The sequence below is a fragment of the Arenibacter algicola genome (genome assembly GCF_000733925.1).
Lineage (GTDB): Bacteria > Bacteroidota > Bacteroidia > Flavobacteriales > Flavobacteriaceae > Arenibacter > Arenibacter algicola.
In genome coordinates, this window is sequence record NZ_JPOO01000003.1 from 2,088,929 (window position 1) to 2,112,870 (window position 23,942).

At 39.9% G+C, this 23,942-nt stretch carries 19 protein-coding genes; 8 read left to right on the plus strand and 11 right to left on the minus strand.

The features are described 5' to 3' along the window. Positions 1–155: 155 nt before the first annotated feature. Positions 156–2,072: an ABC-F family ATP-binding cassette domain-containing protein gene (locus U735_RS0119485; RefSeq protein ID WP_031445418.1), complete on the minus strand. Its 1,917-nt coding sequence runs from the start codon at positions 2,070–2,072 to the stop codon at positions 156–158. A 65-nt stretch (positions 2,073–2,137) separates the two neighbouring features. Here U735_RS0119485 and U735_RS0119490 point away from each other — a divergent pair, with 65 nt between their 5' ends. Beyond that, positions 2,138–2,530: a DUF983 domain-containing protein gene (locus U735_RS0119490; RefSeq protein ID WP_031445419.1), complete on the plus strand. Its 393-nt coding sequence runs from the start codon at positions 2,138–2,140 to the stop codon at positions 2,528–2,530. On the opposite strand, the gene U735_RS0119495 is transcribed toward U735_RS0119490, so the two are convergent. The 8 genes from U735_RS0119495 to U735_RS0119530 form a co-directional block, all read right to left on the minus strand. Then, positions 2,520–3,575 (minus strand): NAD(P)/FAD-dependent oxidoreductase, encoded by a 1,056-nt coding sequence (locus tag U735_RS0119495; protein ID WP_031445420.1) that lies wholly within the window; start codon positions 3,573–3,575, stop codon positions 2,520–2,522. The two genes, U735_RS0119490 and U735_RS0119495, sit on opposite strands and share 11 nt — an antisense overlap. A gap of 187 nt (positions 3,576–3,762) precedes the next feature. After that, positions 3,763–4,665, minus strand: coding sequence for a type IX secretion system ring subunit PorN/GldN (gene porN / locus U735_RS0119500; RefSeq protein WP_031445421.1), 903 nt, complete (start codon positions 4,663–4,665; stop codon positions 3,763–3,765). A gap of 106 nt (positions 4,666–4,771) precedes the next feature. After that, positions 4,772–6,340, minus strand: a complete 1,569-nt coding sequence (gene porM, locus U735_RS0119505; RefSeq protein WP_031445422.1) for a type IX secretion system motor protein PorM/GldM — start codon at positions 6,338–6,340, stop codon at positions 4,772–4,774. A 58-nt stretch (positions 6,341–6,398) separates the two neighbouring features. Then, complete coding sequence (gene porL / locus U735_RS0119510; protein WP_031445423.1) at positions 6,399–7,049, minus strand: type IX secretion system motor protein PorL/GldL; 651 nt, start codon at positions 7,047–7,049, stop codon at positions 6,399–6,401. An 85-nt stretch (positions 7,050–7,134) separates the two neighbouring features. Beyond that, a complete protein-coding gene (gene porK / locus U735_RS0119515; RefSeq protein WP_031445424.1) occupies positions 7,135–8,490 on the minus strand; it encodes a T9SS ring complex lipoprotein PorK/GldK in 1,356 nt (451 codons plus the stop codon). A gap of 116 nt (positions 8,491–8,606) precedes the next feature. Next, the gene (locus tag U735_RS0119520) at positions 8,607–9,764 is read right to left on the minus strand and encodes a formimidoylglutamase (RefSeq protein WP_031445425.1); all 1,158 of its coding nucleotides are present in this window, start codon (positions 9,762–9,764) and stop codon (positions 8,607–8,609) included. A 1-nt stretch (position 9,765) separates the two neighbouring features. Next, entirely contained in the window at positions 9,766–12,255 is a 2,490-nt protein-coding gene (topA, locus tag U735_RS0119525; RefSeq protein WP_031445426.1) for a type I DNA topoisomerase, read from the minus strand. 718 nt (positions 12,256–12,973) lie between these two features. Then, a complete protein-coding gene (locus U735_RS0119530) occupies positions 12,974–14,221 on the minus strand; it encodes an LVIVD repeat-containing protein (RefSeq protein ID WP_031445427.1) in 1,248 nt (415 codons plus the stop codon). Positions 14,222–14,377: 156 nt separating this feature from the next. Between U735_RS0119530 and miaB the strand changes: the two genes are divergently transcribed. The 7 genes from miaB to groL all read left to right on the plus strand — a co-directional run bounded on the left by miaB (position 14,378) and on the right by groL (position 21,170). Then, the gene (miaB, locus tag U735_RS0119535) at positions 14,378–15,823 is read left to right on the plus strand and encodes a tRNA (N6-isopentenyl adenosine(37)-C2)-methylthiotransferase MiaB (protein WP_031445428.1); all 1,446 of its coding nucleotides are present in this window, start codon (positions 14,378–14,380) and stop codon (positions 15,821–15,823) included. A gap of 3 nt (positions 15,824–15,826) precedes the next feature. Beyond that, complete coding sequence (locus U735_RS0119540) at positions 15,827–17,095, plus strand: sigma-54 interaction domain-containing protein (RefSeq protein ID WP_031445429.1); 1,269 nt, start codon at positions 15,827–15,829, stop codon at positions 17,093–17,095. A gap of 96 nt (positions 17,096–17,191) precedes the next feature. After that, a complete protein-coding gene (locus U735_RS0119545; protein WP_031445430.1) occupies positions 17,192–17,710 on the plus strand; it encodes an LptE family protein in 519 nt (172 codons plus the stop codon). Between the two features lie 3 nt (positions 17,711–17,713). Beyond that, on the plus strand, positions 17,714–18,643 hold the full coding sequence (locus U735_RS0119550; RefSeq protein WP_031445431.1) for a hypothetical protein: 930 nt from the start codon (positions 17,714–17,716) through the stop codon (positions 18,641–18,643). Positions 18,644–18,646: 3 nt separating this feature from the next. Then, a complete protein-coding gene (gene secG, locus U735_RS0119555; RefSeq protein ID WP_031445432.1) occupies positions 18,647–19,015 on the plus strand; it encodes a preprotein translocase subunit SecG in 369 nt (122 codons plus the stop codon). Positions 19,016–19,157: 142 nt separating this feature from the next. Further along, positions 19,158–19,436, plus strand: coding sequence for a co-chaperone GroES (locus U735_RS0119560; protein ID WP_031445433.1), 279 nt, complete (start codon positions 19,158–19,160; stop codon positions 19,434–19,436). Positions 19,437–19,541: 105 nt separating this feature from the next. Beyond that, positions 19,542–21,170 (plus strand): chaperonin GroEL, encoded by a 1,629-nt coding sequence (gene groL, locus U735_RS0119565; RefSeq protein WP_031445434.1) that lies wholly within the window; start codon positions 19,542–19,544, stop codon positions 21,168–21,170. Between the two features lie 93 nt (positions 21,171–21,263). Here groL and U735_RS0119570 read toward each other — a convergent pair whose 3' ends face one another. Next, a complete protein-coding gene (locus tag U735_RS0119570; protein ID WP_031445435.1) occupies positions 21,264–21,620 on the minus strand; it encodes a heavy-metal-associated domain-containing protein in 357 nt (118 codons plus the stop codon). 40 nt (positions 21,621–21,660) lie between these two features. Continuing rightward, entirely contained in the window at positions 21,661–23,862 is a 2,202-nt protein-coding gene (locus tag U735_RS0119575) for a TonB-dependent receptor (RefSeq protein ID WP_051892258.1), read from the minus strand. Positions 23,863–23,942 lie beyond the last annotated feature (80 nt).

A 23,942-nucleotide genomic window follows, 5' to 3' on the forward strand; every position in this document is an offset into this window, starting at 1 on the left:
TTATCCTAAATAAGGAATAAGATTTACCCTACAAAATAAGGTTATTGTCCGTCAAACAGCAAAAATACTCGATGAAAAAAGCTAGAAAGGCCCATATTTGTTGTGAAAGTGCCAAAAGTTGTGGTGAGAGAAATTCAACCACTTGGATTTATTTCCTACAAAGAGATTTCTTCGAGTTCCAAAGTGATATTTTCCCAAGTTTTCATTAGGCTTTCGAGGTTCTTTTTTTTCTTTTGATATGAATCGAAAAAATTGGCCTTTGCAATTGTTGCATCATAATTCATAAGTAGGTCATGATCAATTGCAGCTATCTCTTTTTCTAAGCTGGCAATGTCACTTTCCGTTGAACTGAGCCTATTTTTTAAGGATTTTATCTTTTTTTGATCTTCGAAATCGATGTGTTTCTCCTGGGGTTTTTCTTTTTTATGAACTACTGTTTGCTTCTTTTCTATAGCCCTGAAATCATCAACTTTCCTCTGTTCCAAATAGAAATCGATATCCCCAAGATATTCTTTGATGCTACCATCCTTAAATTCATATACCTTGTTGGTAAGGCCTTGCAAAAAATCCCTATCGTGACTCACCAATATCAATGTTCCATCAAAATTCTGAAGTGCCTGCTTAAGCACATTCTTGGATTTAATATCCAAATGGTTTGTTGGCTCATCCATAACCAACACATTAAAGGGCTGTAGTAACATTTTAGCAAGGGCCAATCTATTCCGCTCACCTCCGGATAGTACTTTTACATATTTCTCCACCTCATCGCCCCTAAATAAAAAAGACCCTAATATATCCCTAACTTTACTTCTGTTCTTTTCATTGGCCGCATCTATCATGGTATCCAAAATAGTCTTTTCCCCATCCAAATATTCTGCCTGATTTTGTGCGAAATAACCGATTTGAACATTATGCCCTAATTTTAGATGCCCCTTATGATTCAAATCTCCCACCATTATTTTAGCGAGAGTGGATTTCCCTTGCCCATTTTGTCCAACAAAGGCCGTCTTGGAGTCGCGCTCTATCAATAGGTCTATTTTCTTTAAAACATGGTTATCCCCATAACTCTTGGACAGACCTTCTATTTCTGTTACAACTTTACCAGGGGTAACGGAAATTTGAAATCTTAGGTTCATTACACTATTGTCATCCTCATCAACCTCTATCCGCTCCATTTTATCGAGCTTCTTGATCAGGGACTGTGCCATGGAAGCCTTTGTGGATTTGGCCCTGAACTTTTCAATCAGTCTTTCCGCCTGCTGTATTTCCTTCTCTTGGTTTTTCTGGGCATTTAGCTGCTGTTGCTTTATTTCGTTCCTTAGTACCAAATATTTGGAGTAGGGCTTATTGTAATCATATATCCTTCCCAAGGAAATTTCAATAGTCCTATTGGTAACATTATCCAAAAACATTTTATCGTGGGAGACTATCATTACACCCCCTGGATAATTCTTCAGGAAATTTTCCAACCAAATAATTGATTCTATATCCAGGTGGTTTGTTGGCTCATCCAACAAGAGCACGTCATTGCTCTGTAACAAAAGTTTTGCCAATTCTATCCGCATCCTCCAACCTCCGGAAAAGGTTTCTGTTTTACGATCAAAATCCTCACGTTTAAAACCCAGACCCAACAATACTTTTTCGGTTTCGCCCTGATAGTTGTACCCTCCCAATATCTCATAATGATGGGTTACATCGTTCAAGTCTATAATTAATTGATTATAGGCCTCACTTTCATAGTCGGTACGTTCTGCCAACTGATGGTTAATCTCGTCCAACCTCAACTCCAAAGCTTTTATTTCCTCAAAGGCCTGATGCGCCTCTTCCTGCACCGTCCTACCTAGATCAAAATCGATATCCTGTCTCAAGAATCCCATTTTAAGATCCTTATCAGAGGCTATAGTACCCGAATCTATGGGCATATCCTTTGATAAAATTTTCAAAAGCGTAGATTTCCCTGCTCCATTTTTTCCTATTAGACCAACTCGATCTCCGGAATTTAAACGGAAAGATATTTCTTCAAACAGATATTCTCCTCCAAAAGAAACGGAGAGATTGTGGATATTAAGCATATTCGGTGACTATTGTTACACTAATTAATGCTACAAAAATGTAATTTTGTAGAAACTTTTTGCAAATGTTAAAAAAAGGAAACAAACTCTACAGCATTTTAACAGGAACTTGTCCTAAATGTCATGAAGAGAGTATGTATCAGGACAAAAACCCATATCATTTGGGCAATATCTTCAAAATGAACGAGCGTTGTTCGCATTGCGGAACCAAATATAAAATAGAACCCTCTTTTTTTTACGGGGCCATGTATGTTAGTTACGGTGTAGGTGTAGCCTTTGCCGTAGCCGCTTTCGTAATTGCCTTTTTATTTTTCAAAGCTACCTTGATAAATACATTTATTGCAATCATTGCTACAATGATCGTATTTATGCCATTTATCATTAGGGTATCGCGAAACATCTGGATCAATTTCTTCATAAAATACGACCCAAAGGCCACCACTAAGATCAATTCCTAAAATGCTTCTTGGTAAAACGGCATAGGTCCATTTCGGGCACAATAGCCTCTTTATTTTCTATTAAGGCATAAAGTTGCATGGACGCCATTGGGGCGATCATTACCCCACGTGAACCCAGACCATTGAGCAAATACATATTTTCATGTTCGGGATGCCTGCCTACTAATGGCTTCCTATCACTTACCGTTGGCCTAATTCCCGCCACATGGTCAACAACTTCATAAGGGCATTTTAGAAAAGTATTCAACTTTTGCAAAAGCTCCTGTTTACATTCTTCAGTGGGAGTATTGCTTTTATCTTTCCATTTATAGGTAGCCCCCACCCTATACATATCACTGCCCAAGGGAATAATAAAAACGGACGATTTTATAACCCTCTCCTCTTTTAAGGCCGGTGCCTTGATCGTCAGTAATTCACCTTTGGTACCGTTGAGCGGCAAATAATTAAAATACGGGTTGTTTTTTAACCCAAATCCTGTTGCAAAAACTATGTTTTTAGCCTTTGTACCTTGATATTCCACAAATCCGTCCTTTAACGTTAGGGCCTTAAAATCAAAGGTTTCCCTGAGCAATACATCTTTATCCCTCAGATACTTGCCGTAGTGCAATAGTAAAACGGCAGTATCTATCCTTCCCGTATGCATTACCTCCCCATAGCCATAGGGCGCTTCAATATTGGGATTATGGTTGGTAAGTATTTTTGGGGCCACAAAGAGGCCCAAATTTGGTTTGTCCGAAGCTTCAAACCAAAGGTTCTGTTCGTTTATACTGGCAAAACGCCTCAAGATCGGAATTTTGTAATCCAGCTGGATATTTAATTTCTTTTCCAATTCGGAATAGAAAGGAATAGCCAAATCCAACTGTTCTTTGGCATTCCATGCCAATGTAAAACGTTTAAGGGTTACAGGATTATAAAGTCCGCCTGCTACCACGGAAGAGGTTTGGGAATCATCACTGATTACTTTAAACGATTTTTTATTGCTCTCCAATACTTCGCAAAAGGAAATACCGGCCAAGCCCAGACCCACAATTAGATAATCTACCATTTTGCAAAAGTAGAGAAGGAATTCCAAACCTTCATCAAATTGAATTATTAATCATCCTACTTTCTAGAAAAGCAACTTTCTTAACGGCTCAGTGATTTAAAGTAATCTCCAAATCCATTAAAAAAAGAAGCGCCACATCTTACGAAGTGGCGCTTTGCTTTATATGTGAATTGGAATATTATTAAGGCTAGTAGGCCCACATATCTTGTTCCCTATCTCGGATAACCTCCTTAATACGTTTGGATTCCAATAATTGGAACAAGGCATTATCTGCAATATAGTCCTTAACCTCACGGTCTCCATGCACGTTATCTTCTTTATAGATCGTTGCATTGAATCTTCTTGCGTTCAACAACATATCAAAAGAAATAGGCTGCGCGGAATTCCGTTGGTTAAACACTTTGGCTTCATGTAATATCTGTCTGGCACTAGGATACCATACCCAGAACAATGGAACTTTTGCCTCGGCCAAATCCATAGATTCATCATCTATAAAGTTAACGTCTGGAGCTACAGGTGCAATACCCAACAATCGGTATTTTAGTTCACCCAATCTTTTGTCGAAATACCAGATTCCTTTAATAAGGTATTCCTCCAAATCGGCAGCAGTAAGGTTCCTACGATTAATATATTCAGGAGAAATAGGCTCTCCTGCATTAAATTGCTCGTATCCGTAGTCCGTAGTATCTACTTTTTGTAAAGTTGCAGCCAAATCGCTGAACTTTCTTTTTTCGGTAAAATAAGAGTCTACATAAACATCTGTCAATTTACCATTCTTAATGTTTTTGATCAACACATCATACAATGACCTTCTGTCCGGACCTATATCAATAGTATCCAAAGGATAATACAGCGGAAAGTTAACACGCTCGTCCAAGTCGATTACCTCCCAAACGGTTTTGGACCAGAGAATGTCCCTGTCATCCACGTAAGCGTAAGGTAAAGGAGCGTCATTATCTTTAGCAATTTGTGCTTCTGTCTTCTTCCCTATCTCTTCCGGTAATTTGGCATTTAAAATATTTGCCTGGGCGGAAATAGACAATGGCAACAGGACCACTACTCCAATTAATAAAACATTTTTCCAATTCATCTGTTTAAATTTATTGTTTTTAATCTTCAGCCCCACTAAGGTTGGACTGGTGAATTAGCCATAGCAAACATTCTTTATTTGCCATGGCCATTTCACAACATTTTTACTAGTTTGTAATCTCCACAACAACAGGAGATACCTTTTTAAGCTTATAGCTTTTGTTATTTGTAATATACGCTTCGATATCGAAAATCTGTACGGCATCACCTCGGCTTGCTCTTTTAAGGGCAGACTTGGCTCTAGCGTCCAATTTGTTACCATTAACATCTACCGTTGGCTGTCCTGGAACTTTAAATTTAAATCCACTAACCGCAAGGTTAAGATCAAAATCAAAGTCTTCCAATAGAGCTCCAATAGTAGATATCTCTAGGTTGTTTTTACCCATTTTAGCACTTCCGGATTCTCCTCTTACAGAACCTGAAGGTCTTGGAATATCCTTAATCCTAAACTCGGATGAAGTTTTGATCATTTGACCATCAGGCAATTTACCGGAAGCAGTTATAGAAACAGTTCTTCCTGTACCAGGATTCATAGCGTATTTACTTCCACTCTGCTTACTAAGTCCTGGAGCGGATGCGGATACATTGTTATCCGGAATACCAGGAATGGATATGGTTATAGGGTTGGAAACACCACGATAAACAACATTCATTTTATCAGCAGAAATTACAGCTGCATTGGGCTTGGTAATAGTGGCAAATGTAGAGGATACTGGCACTTCTGTACGCTCTCCATCCTGCATAAACACCAAGTTACCTTCAATCTTATGATCACCAGCACTTCCAGCACTTACGGTCAACCTTACCTTACCGTCCTCGATTACATAATCGGTACCTTCACTTAATTTTCTACCATCTAGGGTCAAGTTAACTTCGTTAGGTTTTGTAGTAGCATCTTTACGACCCAATACAATATTTCCTGCAAATTTTTCACCTGCATAAAAAGCAGATTTTTCTTGCTCCAACAAAGTGGTATAATTGGTCATGGAAACCTCACTGCTCAACTGTCCTTGAAGCATAGCTTTTAAAGCATCTTCCTCGGTAGCCTTAATATCGGCCTGAAGTGAAGTGATCTTGGTCAAAGAAGCAACCAAAGGATAACCTTCAAAGTTATAGTTCAACCAATCTTGTTTGGAACCATCCCTTTTAGTAACCTTACCATTATCATCTCCAGTTTCGAACCTAGAATTTACAGAAGACTTTACAGACTCCAATTCCTTAGGCATTACTGCAGCGATCTGGGTACGATAGTTTACCAAGCGATCCAAGAACTCTTTACCATCCGCTCCAAGTTGGTCTCCTTGGAAAAAACGTTGATCCAAATAATCGGTCTTGTCCATAACTTGATAATCTTTTGGATCCTCAACATCGGCCATCATCTCCTTTTTCAAGTTTTCCAAGTATTGGTAATACTCAGCAGACAATTCCTTTATTTTCCTGGCATCCTCCAAAAGAGGGCCAAATTTCTCAGCATTTTCAGATGCTTTGGTTTCAAGACCACTTAGGAAAGCCGTATTGTTTTCCGTGGTTTTTATGTTAGAAGCTTCTAACTTTTCGTTCATAAGACCGAAAGCCGATAGAACTTCTTTTCCCATATTTAAGGCCAACATCGCGATGAAGATCAAGTACATTAGGTTGATCATCTTCTGACGTGGTGTTGCTTTTCCTCCTGCCATTTTTCTAATTAGTTTTAATTATTAATTGATTTGGGTTTGGTTATTGAATTGTAACTAATTAGTTTCTATTCATTGCAGATAACATACCACCGTAAACTCCGTTCAATGAAGAAAGGTTGGTAGCCAAAGATTCCATTTGCTCTTTAAGGGCGCTAGAATTCTGTACCACTTCCTCGTTGATAGAAGCTTGTCTGCTTGCACTTTCCAATTGTACTTTGTAAAGACTGTTCAAAGATTCCATTTGAGCGGCAGCCTGTACCATTTCATCAGAATACTTCTTAGTAGATTCCATAGCATCAACAGTTGGAGCTATACCTTTGGCAGCACCTTCAAAGTTTCTAATGCTAGATCCAAGACTTTCCATAAGGTTGGCATCTACACCGGCTTCTTTTAACAAATCATCCAATTTTTTGGATAAAGAAGCTTCTGCCTCTTTCATTTCAGCTTTGGAATTGGATTTTCCAGAAGCAGCACCTCCGTTTAATTCCGGGTACACCAATGACCAATCGTATTCGTCATCTACTGGTTCAAATGCACTGATAGCAAAAATTAATGCTTCGGTAATAAGACCGATTGCCAATAACAATCCTCCCGTAAGTGGGCCAAATTGCCAGTGAAGGATCTTAAACAATGCTCCTATAATTACTACAGATGCACCAAGGCCGTAGGCCATGTTAAATAATTTCTTAGTTGATTTTGACTGTGCCATAATTTTAAATTTAATTAAGTAATGTTAATAATAAGTATTTGGTTTAACGTTTGATTCAATATAAAGGTCTTCTTTATTTTATATTTTAATTGGTAGAGTCTTCCTCTCCCATGTAATCCTGTACGGTTCTAAAACCGATATAACTACGTGCCGAATCCTGGTATTCGTAATCCCTGGTGCTTACCTGTAGGAAATAAGCAACATCTTTCCAAGATCCACCTCTTATAACTTTTCTTGCGTTTTGGGTAGATTCCGCATTGGGGTTCATAGTGGACACATATTCATAGGAATTTGGGTCATAGCTACTATTGGTCCATTCGGAAACGTTACCTGCCATATTGTAAAGGTTATAATCGTTGGGCTCATAGGCCTTTGCCTCTACTGTATACAAGGCTTGATCTGCCGCGTAATCCCCACGTTGTGGTTTAAAGTTGGCCATAAAACACCCGGTATCACTAATTACATACGGTCCACCCCAAGGGTAAGTTCCTCCTTCTATACCTCCTCTTGCAGCATATTCCCATTCCGCTTCGGTAGGTAATCTAAAGCGGTTGACAAATTGCTTGCCCCTACTTTTTTGATCATCGTTCTTGAACTTGGTCCTCCAGTTACAAAAGGCCTGTGCCTGTTGCCATGTAACCCCAACTACAGGGTAGTCACTATAAGCATCGTGCCAGAAATAATCATTGTGCATTGGCTCATTATAGGAGTAGGAGAAATCCTTTATCCATACCGTAGTATCCGGATAAATTTCAAGTTCTTCCTGTTTTATAAAATTCTTTCTACTTCCCTTTTTGGCACGGGCCGCAGCCTCAATATCCATCCAGGTATATTTGTATTTCAATTTGGTAACATCTACATGGCGTTGGCCATTATAGGATTCCTCTTGGGAAATATACAATGAATCCATTACCTCGGCATAATACTCGTCCGGATATTTGGATGTATCCCAGATTAAGTTCTGTTTTCTGTCCAATGCCCTACCTTCGTAGCCTGTTTCTCCCATACCTGCATAATTGTTCAACATGTACTTATCGTAGGCAGACAATCTTGTGGTATCGGCATCCTTAAAGGCATAGTCCCCTATACCTCCATCTTCAGGTCCCAAGCCCAACTCATCGGCCAAAATAGCCAAACGGGTTCTTGCAATGGAGTCTTTTACCCATTCTACAAATTGACGATATTCACTATTCGTAATTTCAGTATCATCCATGTAGAAAGATCGAACAGTTACAGTCTTTGTCGGGGCGTTTAGTACCTTAGCCTGATCTTCCTCACTCTTACCCATGATGAATGCTCCTCTAGGAATCAATTCCATACCATAGGGTTTTTCGGGATACCATTTTTTTCCTTGAGCTCCGACCAGCTCTCCTTTTGTTTTGGACCCACAACTTGAGAGTAAAAAAACAAATGCTATAGATGACAACAATAGCTTCTTCATACGTTAGGTTAAATTTCGATTATGATTATAAATGCAAACACAAGTATTATTCTCTAAAACTTATTTTTAAATAATTTATTGTATAAAAATTGTTTTTATACAATAAATTTATTATTTCAATTAAACCCTTTTTTGTAGGCTTTAAACCACCGCTCAGGAATATTTTGATTACATGCATCCAGATAATCCAATTCAGTGCATGGTAATAACGCGGGTGAATTTGTTTTAGTATGTGAAGTTAAAATTGAAGGTACCTCTACCCACCATCTTTCGCTGAGATGGCTTTTATAAAAGATAAGGGACTCATCTTCCGTAGGTACGGTATACTTGGTGAAGTCGTTACTATTACTATTGGGAGTCTCTTGGATCCTAAAGTTTAGGCCCTCTATAAAATACCATATTATTTGGGCAACAAGTTGAAAGGATTGATTGCTATTTTCGCATTCGTATATCCCAAAAACCGATACATTGTCACTAATTCCGGCATATCTTGCTATGGCACAGATTTCCCTTCCGGTAAAACCATTGGGAGAAAAGTTTCTGGAATACCCTATATCTGCCGCACGTATGGCACGTGCATCCAAACTAACCACATGGGCATTCCGTAGCACCGGCTCCGCCAAGGTTATATTGGAAATTAATTCACCCAACCTATAGGAATCAAAGAAAAGACGCTCCATTAGGTCCAATTCTTCTTGGGAATTAAAATAACTTTGATAGCCAATATTGGAGAAATTAAATAAATTATTAGGCTTTTCGGTAATTATTTTACTCATATAGGAATGGGAAGAAATAAGATCTTCGTCCATCCCAAAGTCGAACCTACTGTCTATGGACACTAGATTAACCATATTTTTAAGACCGTCAAAGGCCCTGTATGTAGGATAGGTAATGTCTTGTGTTGCACCAATGACAATGGGGATAATATTCTCTTCCAGTAGGCCGGCAACTATTTCCTTTACCACAAAATAGGTATCCTCTACAGTCTCCCCCTCTTCAATATCTCCCAAATCTATGATGGAGGAATTCCAGTTCCCCATCATCAAATTATACAACTGTAGTCTAATTTCGGAAATATCCAGGCGCTCCGGTTTTTTCTCAAAAGCATTTCTAGATTCATTGACCCCTAATATAGCTACACTTACATTTGCCAGCACCGGAAGACCATGCCGTGCAGTGTGCATATATATGTGTTTCCCCAATGCTTGGGCCGGAAGTAATTCGCAGTGGGCCAATACCCTGTCACTTACGGGTACTAAAAAATCGAATGCCATATTATTTTTTAGCCTTAGGTTTTGCTTTGGTTTTTTTCTTAGGTGTCTTTTTCTCTATTAATTCCTGCGCATCCTTAAGGGAAATCTTGGTAGCATCCACATCCTTGGAAACCTCCACCTTGATCTTGCCCTTGATAATACTATGCCTGCCCCATCTGGCCTTTTCTATTCGAATCCCTTCTTCTGGCCATTCTTGGACCAATTTATCGATTTCTTTTTGTTTTTTGGCCTCTATAATCTCTTCGATATCCTGTTTTGAAAGAGTATCAAAATCATATTTCTTACTAACATTAATGAACATTCCGTCCCATTTAATAAATGGACCAAATCTTCCGACCCCTTTGGTAACCTCTTTATTCTCATAAATTGCAATAGGGGCATCCGCTTTTTGTTTTTCCTTGATCAGTTCCACGGCCCGATCCATGTCTATCTCCATGGCATTTTCATCCTTGCCCAGAGAAACAAACTTTTTACCAAACCTTATATAAGGACCAAATCGGCCCACATTGGCTTCTACATCTTCCCCTTCATAAACCCCAAGTTTTCTTGGCAATTTAAACAGGTCCATAGCTTCTTCGTAGCTAATAGTATTCAATGACTGGTCCGGTAACAAACTGGCAAACAATGGTTTTTCCTCATCATCTACGGTACCTACCTGTACCATAGGCCCAAAACGGCCCAATCTAACCGAAACCTGTCTTCCCGTCTTGGGATCTGTCCCCAAAACGCGCTCGCCACTGGCCCTATCCGCATTCTCCTCCACATCCAAAACCTTGGGATGAAAATCCCCATAAAAATTCTTCAATACTTTTTGCCAATCCTCATCACCCGAAGCAATCTCATCAAAGTCTTCTTCCACTTTAGCAGTAAAATGATAATCCAAAATTGTCTCAAAATGTCCTACCAAAAAGTCGGTTACTATTATTCCAATATCCGTAGGCACCATTTTCCCTTTATCGGAACCCACATTCTCCTTTAAATCCTTTGTGGTCAGCTTATCGGATTTCAGCAGTAGCTGTACATAATTTCTTTCGGTGCCTTCAACGGTTCCCTTTTCTACGTAACCCCTATTCTGAATAGTGGAAATCGTAGGCGCATAGGTAGACGGTCTTCCTATTCCAAGTTCTTCCAATTTCTTTACCAAGGAAGCCTCTGTAAATCTATAAGGTGCCCTGGAAAAACGTTCTGTTGCCGTTATATAATTATTGTGGAGTTTTTCACCCTCTTTCAGAGCCGGAAGCATTCCTTCCTGCTCTTCACTTATATCCTCATCATCGGTACCTTCCAAATAGACCTTCAGGAAACCATCAAATTTAATTACCTCCCCGTTGGCCGTAAATTCTTCCTTGTGGGTATTGGCCTTTATTTTAACATTGGTACGCTCCAATTCGGCATCACTCATTTGAGAAGCCAAGGTACGTTTCCATATAAGTTCGTATAATTTGGATTGATCCCTTTCCAATGATGGGGACTGATTGGTCATCTCCGTAGGACGGATGGCCTCATGTGCCTCCTGTGCTCCTTTGGATTTCCCTGTAAAATTTCTGACCTTACTGTATTCCTTACCGTAATTGCTTATAATAGCATCCTTTGCAGCATCAATGGCATCTTTGGATAGGTTAACGCTATCCGTTCTCATATAGGTTATTAACCCAGCCTCATATAAGCGTTGTGCCACTTGCATGGTCCTTGAAACTGAAAAATACAATTTCCTGGAAGCTTCCTGCTGCAATGTTGAAGTTGTAAATGGTGCTGCAGGCGATTTTTTAGCAGGTTTCTTATCTAGGCTGGCAACTGAAAAATTTGCCCCAATATTTTCTTTTAAGAAAGCTTCAGCCTCTTTCTGGCTGACATAGGTCTTGTTTAACTTGGCAGTAAAAATACTACCCTCATTGGTTTTAAACTCCGCCGATATCTTAAAGGCTGCTTCTGGATTAAAAGCTTCAATTTCCCGTTCCCTTTCTACTATTAATCTCACCGCAACGGATTGAACCCTACCCGCAGATAAACCGGGTTTAATTTTTTTCCACAAGACTGGGGAAAGTTCGTATCCCACCAATCTGTCCAAAATCCGCCTTGCCTGTTGGGCGTTCACCAAATCGTAATTAATTTCCCTAGGATTTTCAATCGCCTTTTGAATGGCAGATTTGGTAATAGAGTTAAAAACTATCCGCTTTGTTTTATTCTTGTCCAATTTTAACTCCTCTGCCAAGTGCCAGGAAATTGCCTCCCCTTCACGGTCTTCATCACTGGCAAGCCATATAGTATCCGCTTTGTCCGCCAAGTCCTTAAGCTTTTTAACAAGGGCCTTTTTGTCCTTGTCAACAATATATTTAGGCGCAAAATTATTGTCCACATCCACTCCTAATTCCTTGGAAGGCAAATCGGCAATATGTCCAAAACTGGACTCTACCTTATATTCCTTACCTAAAAATTTCTCAATTGTTTTTGCTTTAGCCGGGGACTCTACGATTACTAAATTCTTTGCCATTAACTAGTTTTTGGTGACACAAAAGTAATTGAATTTTTTAATTTGATGCCATACCCTAGTTAGTATGACCAAAAATTAGCAATGGTGGGAAGTTAATTTAAGATTGAAAGTTCATGGTTTAAGGTTCAAAAAATAGTAGGCAGTAGCGGGTTGAAAGTAGACAGACTTTGTACAGCAGGTTGTCCTTCCCCAAACTTCCCGCCCAAAAGTGGGACAGGCACACCCAAGGAGGGGGAGTTAAAATTTTCCGTCATTGCGAGCCTGCCCGGTCGGACAGGGAGCTATGGCGACGAAGCAATCTCTTCAAACAATTGACAGATTGCCAGGCTTCGCTCGCAATGACGAAATCAAAAAGGCTCCTTCCATTGGCAAGGGAAGGTGACTTCTCCGACCTGAGGAGGAAGGACTACAACCAATAGTTTGCCATAGACTATCTATGTTAGGAAATAACAAGTAGCAGTTGGTAGTGACAGTTGGCAGCTTTAAAATTCAAGGTTTCAGGTATAAAGTCTAAACCCAAAATCTAAGGTCTCATTGTCCAATATTTTAATTCTCAATTCCAACATCCAGTATGTGGCTTCGACTACGCTCAGCCACCAAATAGGTGTTCGGAAATAGACCGAAGTCGAAATCGGAAGATGTTCCAACTTACAACTAATGTCTCAATTCTAATATCTAGTATCTAGCACCTCAAACCCAGTATCCCATTCTACAGGGATTAGTTAAGCTTAAATGTGCTGATCAGCTTTATTTTATTCTCCAGATACTCATATTGATATAGAACTTCTTCCCCGATCATCAGTAAATTATCCTCCATGGGAATAACATCAAAAGTATCTATATCCTTAAAATGGTTAAGTTGTACCAAATCCTGAACATTGGACTTATCATAGACCTTAAGTCCTGATGCCCCATCGCACACAAATAATTTTTCATCCTTTACTCCAAGGCCATAAGGACCGTCCATAGGATAGCTCTTTACCAATTCAGGGTTGGTGATATCCGAAATGTCCACAATAAAAAGTCCACTCTCCGTTGCACCGCACATATTGCCGCCCCTTAAGGTTACATAGGCGTAATCCCCATCAACCACAACAGGATCACAGGCCGTACCGTGTTCAAATTCGGAAATCAAGCTAGGAGTGGCCGGAGAAGAAATATCATAAATATACATCCCCCTCATACTTCCTAAAAATAATTGGTCTCCCCTGTTAAAAATAGTTTCAATATCAAAACCGGCATATACGTCATCCAGATCCTTGGGGTTTTCCAGATCCTCAATATTGAATACGTTTATATTATGACTGTCCACAGCGTACAAATAATCATTTACGATCTTAAAGCGTGCCAAGGATCCGCCCTGCCCTGTTGGGGCCGAATTCTGGGCGGCATTGGACAGCATTACATCAAACTCACGTGAAAAATCCACCTGCACTTCTTCAATCAACCTTCTCTCCTTCACCGTTTCCCATCCGATCACAATGTCATTTTCATAATCTATATCCTGCCACTCATAAATATCTACCTCAAACGGAAAAATCACGTTGTCCCTCAAAACATTTTCCAAGCGGTTAACCGTTTTAATATTATTGATGTCCGATATATCCAATACGATCAAATCCGTAATACTATCCGCATATAGGTAATTACCCTTTACAGAAACATCTACGTTGCCCGGTATTTTAATAAAGGCTATTTTCTGGGGAGCTTTGGGATCGGAATTATCAACTACATGAACCCCTTCATATTTCTCATTGACAAATATATAATGGCCGTAAACATAAATTTTTCCGGATTCATCCATGGGAATAGGAGCTATAACATCTATGGCCTTTTTAAAATCGGCCTTACTCATCTTTAAAGGTTTGGCCACCAAGTACTCCGCATATTTACCGTCATCCTCGTCATTACAGGAAATAAACCCAAAGGCAGTCAACACAAACAAAAGTAGAATCATCCTTCTCATACCAATATAATTTTGCGGGGTCACCATTAGTGAGATGTCCCCTGACCCAAAAAGTTGCGTGGATTTTTGATAAATATTTAACTGTCAATATGTCATATTTAGCCATATAATACTATCTTTGCACACTCTTAAAGATGAGGTTGAATGCATAATAAAATGGAGAAGATTATAGATGAATCCGTACAGGGAACTGCCATAACCCTTGCTAAAAAAGAAAATAGCACTAGAAAACTATACATAGAAAGCTATGGCTGTGCCATGAATTTTTCGGATAGTGAAATTGTTGCCTCCATTCTTTCAAATGAAGGCTTTAGTACGACACAGGAATTGGAAGATGCCGACTTGGTATTGGTCAACACCTGTTCTATTCGGGAAAAAGCAGAACTTACCATTCGCAAGAGGTTGGAAAAATTCAATGCCGTAAAACGGCACAGGCCGCACATGAAGGTGGGGGTTCTTGGATGCATGGCCGAAAGGCTAAAAACCAAATTGTTGGAAGAGGAGAAAATTGTGGACATGGTAGTAGGTCCGGACGCCTACAAGGACCTACCCAACCTTATCCAAGAGGTGGACGATGGCAGAAATGCCGTAAACGTTATCCTGTCCAAAGAAGAAACCTATGGGGATATATCGCCGGTACGCCTCAATTCGAATGGGGTTACCGCCTTTGTATCCATTACCCGTGGATGTGACAATATGTGTACTTTTTGTGTAGTGCCCTTTACACGTGGACGTGAACGCAGCAGGGACCCACAATCCATACTGCAGGAAGTAAACGACCTTGCCGATAAGGGGTTTAAAGAAATTACCCTATTAGGGCAAAATGTGGACAGCTACCTTTGGTACGGCGGCGGATTGAAAAAAGGATTCGAAAAAGCGTCGGAAATGCAAAAAGCCACAGCTGTTGATTTCTCGAACTTATTGGAGATGGTAGCCTTGGCGCAACCAAAAGTACGTATCCGATTTTCCACTTCCAACCCTCAGGACATGACATTGGATGTGGTTAGAGTAGTAGCAAAATATCCAAACATCTGTAATTATATTCATTTACCGGTGCAAAGTGGCAGTAACAGGATCTTAAAGGAAATGAACAGATTGCACACTAGGGAGGAATATCTTGAACTGGTGAGGAATATTAAGGAAATAATCCCAGATTGCACTGTCTCACAGGACATGATTACAGGATTCCCTACCGAAACGGAAGAAGATCATCAGGATACCCTTTCCTTAATGAAAGAGATTAAGTATGATTATGGTTATATGTACGCCTATTCGGAAAGGCCAGGGACGGCCGCAGCCAGAAATATGAAAGATGACGTACCCCAAGAGGTAAAAAATAGACGACTCACCGAAATTATTGCCCTTCAAAGGGAACACAGCCATTTTAGAAGCAAACAACAGCTTGGAAAAACAGTTGAAGTTCTAGTAGAGGGATCCTCCAAAAAATCCGATTTGGATTGGATGGGAAGGAACTCCCAAAGTTTTGTGGTGGTATTTCCAAAGGAAAACTATAAAATAGGCGATTTTGTGAATGTCGAAATTACAGATTGTACCTCCGGCACCTTAATAGGAAGGCCATTGGGGCTATCCAATAACAATTAAATAATGGAATCGATTCAATCAATAAAACAGCGCTTTGAAATCATTGGCAATGATGTAAAACTTAATCGTGCCATTGAAAAGGCCATTCAGGTGGCACCAACGGACATTTCCGTATTGGTTACCGGGGAAAGCGGTGTTGGTAAGGAGGCCATTCCAAAAATCATACACTCCCTTTCCCATAGAAAACATGCCAAATACATTGCGGTAAACTGTGGGGCCATTCCCGAAGGCACTATAGACAGTGAACTTTTTGGTCACGAAAAAGGGGCTTTTACAGGAGCAACAGCTACTAGAAGTGGATATTTTGAGGTAGCCGATGGCGGTACCATTTTTTTGGATGAGGTCGGGGAACTTCCCCTTACCACCCAAGTCCGTCTCTTGAGGGTTTTGGAAAATGGCGAATTTTTAAAAGTAGGATCTTCCCAGGTCCAAAAAACAGACGTCAGAATAGTGGCCGCTACCAATGTTAATATGTTTGAGGCCATAAAAAAGGAAAAATTCAGGGAAGACCTGTATTATCGTCTTAGCACCGTAGAAATCAACATACCGCCCTTACGGGAACGCAAAGAGGACATCCATCTATTATTTCGGAAATTTGCTTCGGATTTTGGGCAGAAATATAAAATGCCTACGATTCGCTTGGATGACGATGCGGTGCAACTCCTTTTAAAGTACAGATGGCCGGGAAACATCCGTCAGTTAAGGAATATTGCGGAACAGGTTTCTGTATTGGAGGAAAGCAGGCTCATAACTTTGGCCACCTTAAATAGTTACCTGCCCAATTCAAGCAATAGCAACTTGCCCGCCGTAATAGGCAATGAAAAAAAAGAAGGCGATTTTAGTACCGAAAGGGAAATATTGTACAAGGTACTTTTTGATATGAAAAGCGACTTGAACGATCTAAAAAAATTGACACTGGAGCTGCTCAAGCACGACAGCGAAAAAGTACAGGAAGAAAACGAAAATCTTATCCGAAAAATCTACGGGGATGAGGAGGAGGAATATACCGAACAAGAGGAAAGCCCCAATAAAATTTTACAGCTTCCTGAACCCTATACAGAAAAACCGATAGTCAAAACTCCCCAGCAAGAAGACAAGTATCATTTCGCTGAGGAAATACAAGAGGAAGAAACCCTATCTTTACAGGACAAGGAAATAGAGCTCATTAAAAAATCCCTGGAGAGGAATAAAGGGAAAAGAAAGGCCGCTTCTGCGGAATTGGGCATCTCGGAACGCACGCTGTATAGAAAAATAAAACAGTACGACCTTTAACAGTAGGCAGTAGGCAGTAGGCAGTAGGCAGTAGGCAGTAGGCAGTAGGCAGTAGGCAAAAAAATAAAAACAGAGAATCCAGAAAAAAACTAATGAATGTTTAAAGCAAAAAATATTATAATTCTACTGGTATTAACAAGCTGTATTTCTGGTTGTGGTATTTACAACTTTACCGGAGGCGATGTGGGAACAGCCAAAACCTTCCAGGTCCCATATTTTCAGAACTACGCTTCCCAAAATCCGGGATCTACCTTTGAACCGGGAATGGATAGGGATTTTACCTTGGCCCTGCAGGATTTAATTTTAAATCAGACCAGTTTGGATCTTGTTAAATCCAATGGGGATTTATTGTACGAAGGAGAAATTGTGGAGTACCGAATTTCTCCCATGTCGGCTACCTCCCAACAAACCGCGGCGCAAAACAGGTTGAGCATTGCGGTAAATGTAAGGTTCTTTAACAACACCAAAGAGGATGTGGATTTTGAACAACGATTTTCATTCTTCTACGATTATCCGGCCAATTCCCAATTGGCGAGTGTTAAGGATGAGGCCCATCAGGTTATATTTGAACGTATTACCCAGGACATTTTTAATAAATCATTGGCAGATTGGTAAATTATGAACGTACAGGACTTTACATATTTATTACAAAACCCAGACGAAGTGGTTTCCCCTGTGCAGACCAACCAACTGGAAGATGTGCTGGCAGAGTATCCATATTTCCAAGCGGCAAGGGCCATGCACCTTAAAGGCCTTAAGAATCTCAACAGTTTTAAATACAACAACGCCCTTAAATTAACTGCCGCCTATACCGCAGATAGGGATATTCTTTTCGATTTTATTACCTCAATAGATTTTCTGCAAAATACAATCGCCGATTCTATTTTGGGAAAATCCACTGCTTTAAATGATACGCCAACAATTTCCGAAGAGATCGTATCGGAATTTAAAAAGGAAAGTGCGCTAATAGAAGAGTCGGAAGACGAACCCTTGCCAAGGACGGTAAAGGACGCCGATGACATTTTGGATCCTTCACTTTTTTCCTCCAAAGACCCAAAAATAGACAAGTCTATTTCGGAGAATAAAAAAAAAGCTGAAGAGACACTGGAAATCGGGAAACCTTTAAATTTCACCAAAAAAGAGAAATATTCCTTTGGGGAATGGCTTCAATTGACTTCACACAAGCCACCAAAGCCAAAATCCGAACCCAATACCCCGAAAAAAGAAGCCTCTAAACCCGAGGTGAAACCAACTCCAAAAGCAGATAAACTAAAAAAGAAAAAATTTGACCTAATCGATAAGTTCATTGAAACAAACCCTAAAATTGTACCCAAAGAAAGCACGGCAAAAGTCCCTATAAAAGACTCCCTTAGCTTTGATAAAAACGAGTTGATGACAGCCACTTTGGCCAAAGTATATTTGGAACAAAAGAAGTACAAAAAGGCTATTCAGGCCTATAAAATTTTAAGTTTGAAATATCCAGAAAAAAGTAGTTTCTTTGCAGACCGAATTAAAGCGGTAGAAAAGATACAACAAGAAAATAATTAAATAATGAATACGACATTTACAATATTCTTGGTCCTGATCATCTTAGTTTGCATCCTATTGATGCTCGTAATTATGGTGCAAAACCCTAAAGGTGGCGGATTGTCCTCATCCTTTGGCGGAAGCGGCAACCAAGTTGTTGGAGGAGTAAAGAAAACAGGCGACTTTTTGGATAAGAGTACTTGGACATTGGCAACCATATTGGTTGTCCTAATTTTACTTTCCAATGTAGCAATAAAGGGAAGCTTCAGTGATTCCGATTCGAAATTGCTTAACGGCGACCCTATTGAAACTACTGCGCCGGATGCTTTACCAGAAACACCAATAACTGCCCCTGCCACTAATGGTACAAATACTACTGACAGTGCCCAGTAAGAAGAAAAAACAAATTTAAAATATAAAAAATGCCAGCTTAAGTGACAAGCTGGCATTTTTGTTTAACAAAGTGTCAGTTTTAAGGTAATGGCATAATTTCTGCCTACAATAATCAAACTTAAAAACATAAAATCTAAATAATATGGCTAAAGTTAGCATTAAACCATTAGCAGATAGAGTTCTAGTAGAACCTATGGCTGCCGAAACAAAGACTGCATCTGGTCTTTACATCCCTGATACCGCAAAGGAAAAGCCGCAAAAAGGCAAGGTAGTTGCCGTTGGACCTGGTACTAAAGATGAAAAAGTGACCGTTAAAGTTGGCGATACGGTGCTATACGGTAAGTATGCCGGTACTGAGCTTAAGCTTGAAGGTACCGAATATCTTATGATGCGCGAGAGCGACATATTAGCAATTATATAATATTGCTCTTGTTCCCTGAATGATGGGAATAATTCCAAACAACAAACTAAAGAGTATAACTAATTTCATTCCTTTTTACTTAGGAATGATAAATGAAATTAAATTATGGCAAAAGATATAAAATTTGATATCGATGCAAGAGACGGCCTAAAAAGAGGTGTCGATGCATTGGCTAACGCAGTAAAAGTAACTTTGGGACCTAAAGGTAGAAATGTAATCATCAGTAAATCGTTTGGCGCACCAAACATTACCAAGGATGGTGTTACCGTAGCCAAAGAGATTGAATTGGCTGATCCTCTTGAGAATATGGGTGCCCAAATGGTAAAGGAAGTTGCTTCCAAAACCAATGATTTGGCAGGTGATGGTACTACTACCGCAACCGTACTTGCACAAGCTATCGTAAAAGAAGGCTTAAAGAACGTTGCTGCAGGTGCCAATCCAATGGACCTCAAAAGAGGTATAGACAAAGCTGTGGAAGTTATTGTTGAAGACTTGGCAAAACAAACCAAAAAAGTGGGCGATTCTTCAGAAAAGATAAAACAAGTAGCCGCTATTTCGTCCAATAATGACGAAACTATTGGTGACCTTATTGCCCAAGCTTTCGGAAAAGTAGGTAAAGAAGGAGTTATCACTGTAGAGGAGGCCAAAGGAACGGATACTTATGTTGATGTTGTAGAAGGTATGCAATTCGACAGAGGATACCTTTCTCCATACTTTGTTACCGATTCTGAAAAAATGACAGCCGATTTGGAGAATCCTTACATATTACTATATGATAAGAAGATTTCTTCCATGAAGGATTTGTTGCCAGTTTTGGAGCCAGTAGCACAATCAGGAAAACCTCTTTTAATTATTGCAGAAGATGTTGACGGAGAAGCTTTAGCTACTTTGGTAGTGAACAAATTAAGGGGATCTTTAAAGATTGCTGCTGTTAAGGCACCAGGATTTGGGGACAGAAGAAAGGCAATGTTGGAAGACATAGCTATCCTTACAGGTGGAACCGTAATAGCCGAAGAAAGAGGCTTTACAATGGAAAATGCTACCTTGGACATGCTAGGTACTTGTGAAAAAATAACAATTGACAAGGACAATACAACAATTGTAAATGGCTCAGGTGACCCAAAAACAATTAAGACAAGGGTTAACCAGATCAAATCCCAAATAGAATCTACCACTTCCGATTACGACAAGGAAAAATTACAGGAGCGTTTGGCCAAATTGGCCGGTGGTGTTGCTGTTCTTTATGTTGGTGCTGCTTCTGAAGTGGAAATGAAAGAGAAAAAAGACAGGGTAGATGATGCCCTTCACGCAACAAGAGCTGCTGTTGAAGAGGGAATAGTTGCCGGTGGAGGCGTTGCTTTGGTTAGGGCCAAATCTGTACTTGCCAAAATCAAGACCGAAAATGCTGACGAGGAAACAGGAGTTCAAATCGTTGCCAGAGCAATAGAATCACCTTTGAGAACCATCGTTGAAAACGCTGGAGGAGAAGGATCGGTAGTAGTTGCCAAAGTTTTGGAAGGCAAAGGAGATTTTGGTTATGATGCCAAGTCGGAAAAATATGTGGAAATGATCAAAGCGGGTATTATTGACCCTAAGAAAGTAACAAGGATTGCATTGGAAAATGCCGCTTCTGTTGCTGGAATGATCTTGACTACAGAATGTGCCTTGACCGATATTAAGGAAGATGCTCCTGCAGGCCCACCAATGGGTGGCGGTATGCCAGGAATGATGTAAATATTAAAATTTACATCCATAAAAAAAACCGCATTTGGAATACCAAATGCGGTTTTTTCTTTTTAGTAGGATCGTACAAACAACTTACTTTTTTTAATGATGCTGCCCATCATCGGTATTGTCCTCACGATACTTGCAACAAGGGTGCACTCTTTCATAAGCCTCTTCGGTAGCCTTTAACTCCTTGGTATCATGACCTACCCCAACTATTGCGGTTTTTATTTCCATTGAATTCGTTTTTCGCTCATCGATTATCAATGACAATTGATGTGTAGGAATATCCCATAAGGCATATTTAACCCCTTTTACGGCCAAGGCCGCTTCCTCGATTCTCTCCTTGCACATAGCACATTTTCCATTGACCTCGAAACTCATCTTCTTGTTTTTCTCTTGGCCATAGCCCGATAAGGTAAACAAGGCAAAAACGGCTCCTAAAATTATATTTCTCATATCTCTACTTTTTAAGTTGAATAATTGATTTTAAATAATACTATAATTTATACCTGAATCCGGTATAAAACATCCTGCCCATTATGGGCGCATATATTATGCTGGTATCAAAATTGGTACCAAAAGGGTCATCGGCACCTACCACAGGGTTATCCTGCATAAAATTAGTCAAATTTTCCCCTCCCAGATATATTTCAAATTTGTTGTTAAATACTTTAGTGATCTGTGCATTCATTAAACTATAGGATGGCGAATACTCCATGGAACTATTCGCGATATATGGCAAACGCTGCCTACCCAGGGCATGAACCGTATAATCCATACGCCATTGGGACCCGTTTTCTTTAGGAACTGTTATATACCCAAGATTGGCAAAAAATCGATGTTGGGCCTGTAAAGGTTTTTGCAGGGCGCCGCTTATGTAATCGGTTTCCACATCATAAAATTTATACGCCGTCCTTAATTCTAAATTCTTTAAAGCCTCATAATTTATTTCAAATTGAAAGCTTTTGGCCAAACTCTTTCCCTCCAGGTTATAAAACGACACTTCCAAAGGATTCTCCCAATCCACCACCACTTGATTTTTAAAGTTGGTAACGTAATAATCCAATGTTATGTTTCCTGTTCTACCGAACAAATTAAATCCCTGTATATAACTGGCACCGTAATTCCACGCATCTTCGGGATCCAACCCATAAATACTGCTATCATCCCCAAGAACCCTTATCTGTCTTGCGGAGGCAAATAATTGTTGGTTTTCCGCAAAGATGTTGGCCGCCCGTTTTCCACGGCCAAAAGACCCCCTGAAGCTCCCTCTATCCCATGGCATATAGCGCAGGTGCAATCTGGGCGTAACAAAAGTGCCTAAATTATTGTGGTTGTCCACCCTTATGCCCGCAGTTAAGCTCAATTCTTTTAAATTGTCATAACTATATTCAAAAAAGGCTCCAATAGATTTATCCACCCTCGAATAATCTTGAGTTTTCACCATTTCCCCATAGCCATCATAAGCAAAGGTAAGGCCTGTTTTAAATTTGCTCTTGGTATCTCCAATTATGGAGTTGAACAGTAAGTTGGAGTAGACACTTTCGTGATCGATATTATATTCATTAAAACCAAAATAAGAATCCTGTTTATGGATATTGTAGGCCGTTTGAAAACCAAGGCTCTGAAAGGGTAGCTCTGGAAAAACATAACCCAATTTCAACGAAGTATCAAACCTTCTGGTATTTATTTCACCTCCCCATGAATTGGTAGTGAATTTATCAGTGCCGGGCACAAAATTTGTCTGTCCCACCTGTTTTTCATCATTCAAAAAACGAAGGTTGATAAAACTAACCCAACCGGTACTTGGGTTTTGGTATTGCCACCTATTCAAAACATTAATTTGATTGCCCAAGGGCGCGTCCAAAAACCCGTCCCCATTACCATCTTCCTTGGCATCCCTTCGGTTGCCATGGAGATAAAGTCCTGTACTCCAATTATCAGTCAACTGCTTGTTCAAATGGGTGTTTAACTCTAACCTGCCATTCAAATTGGCATACCCGTTAACAAATACAGCCTTATCCGTTAAGGGTTTTACCAATTCCGTATTTATCTGACCAGAAATACTTTCGTAGCCATTGACCACACTGCCCGCCCCCTTAGTTATCTGAATACTCTCTACCCAAGTTCCAGGGGTAAAGGTAAGTCCATAGGCCTGGGAGGCACCCCGTACCATTGGGATATTCTCTTGGGTAATCAATAAATAAGGACTGGTAAGTCCCAACATTTGTATTTGCTTGGTACCGGTCAAGGCATCAGAAAAGTTAACATCTATGGCCGGATTGGTTTCAAAGCTCTCGGAGAGATTGCAGCAGGCCGCTTTTAGTAATTCGGCACTATTAATGGTAACCACATTCTGTGGGCTAAAATAGGATTTCTGTACGGCATCCCGCTTTTTTTTAACCACCACCTCGTTTAAGGCATTGGAGGGTTTTAGCCAGTGATTTACCGTTTTAGGGGAATCAATGAACAAGGTGTCCGACTCAAATCCCACATAGCTGATGACCAGTTGGTTATTCTCCTTTTTGAATGGAATTGCAAAGCTCCCGTCCGTCTTGGTAATGGTACCTGTCTGGGAATTCAACCAGTAAACATTGGCTCCCGCTAGACCCAGGCGCCTATTTTCAGGATTGTCCTCCATGACCATACCCTCAATATTGTTCTGGGAGATGGCCAATAATGGAAGCCATAAAAACATACTTACAAAAAAATTCTTCACTTGATATATTTTAATATTAGTAGATAATTGAAATCAACAAACCATCGAATTCTCCAATT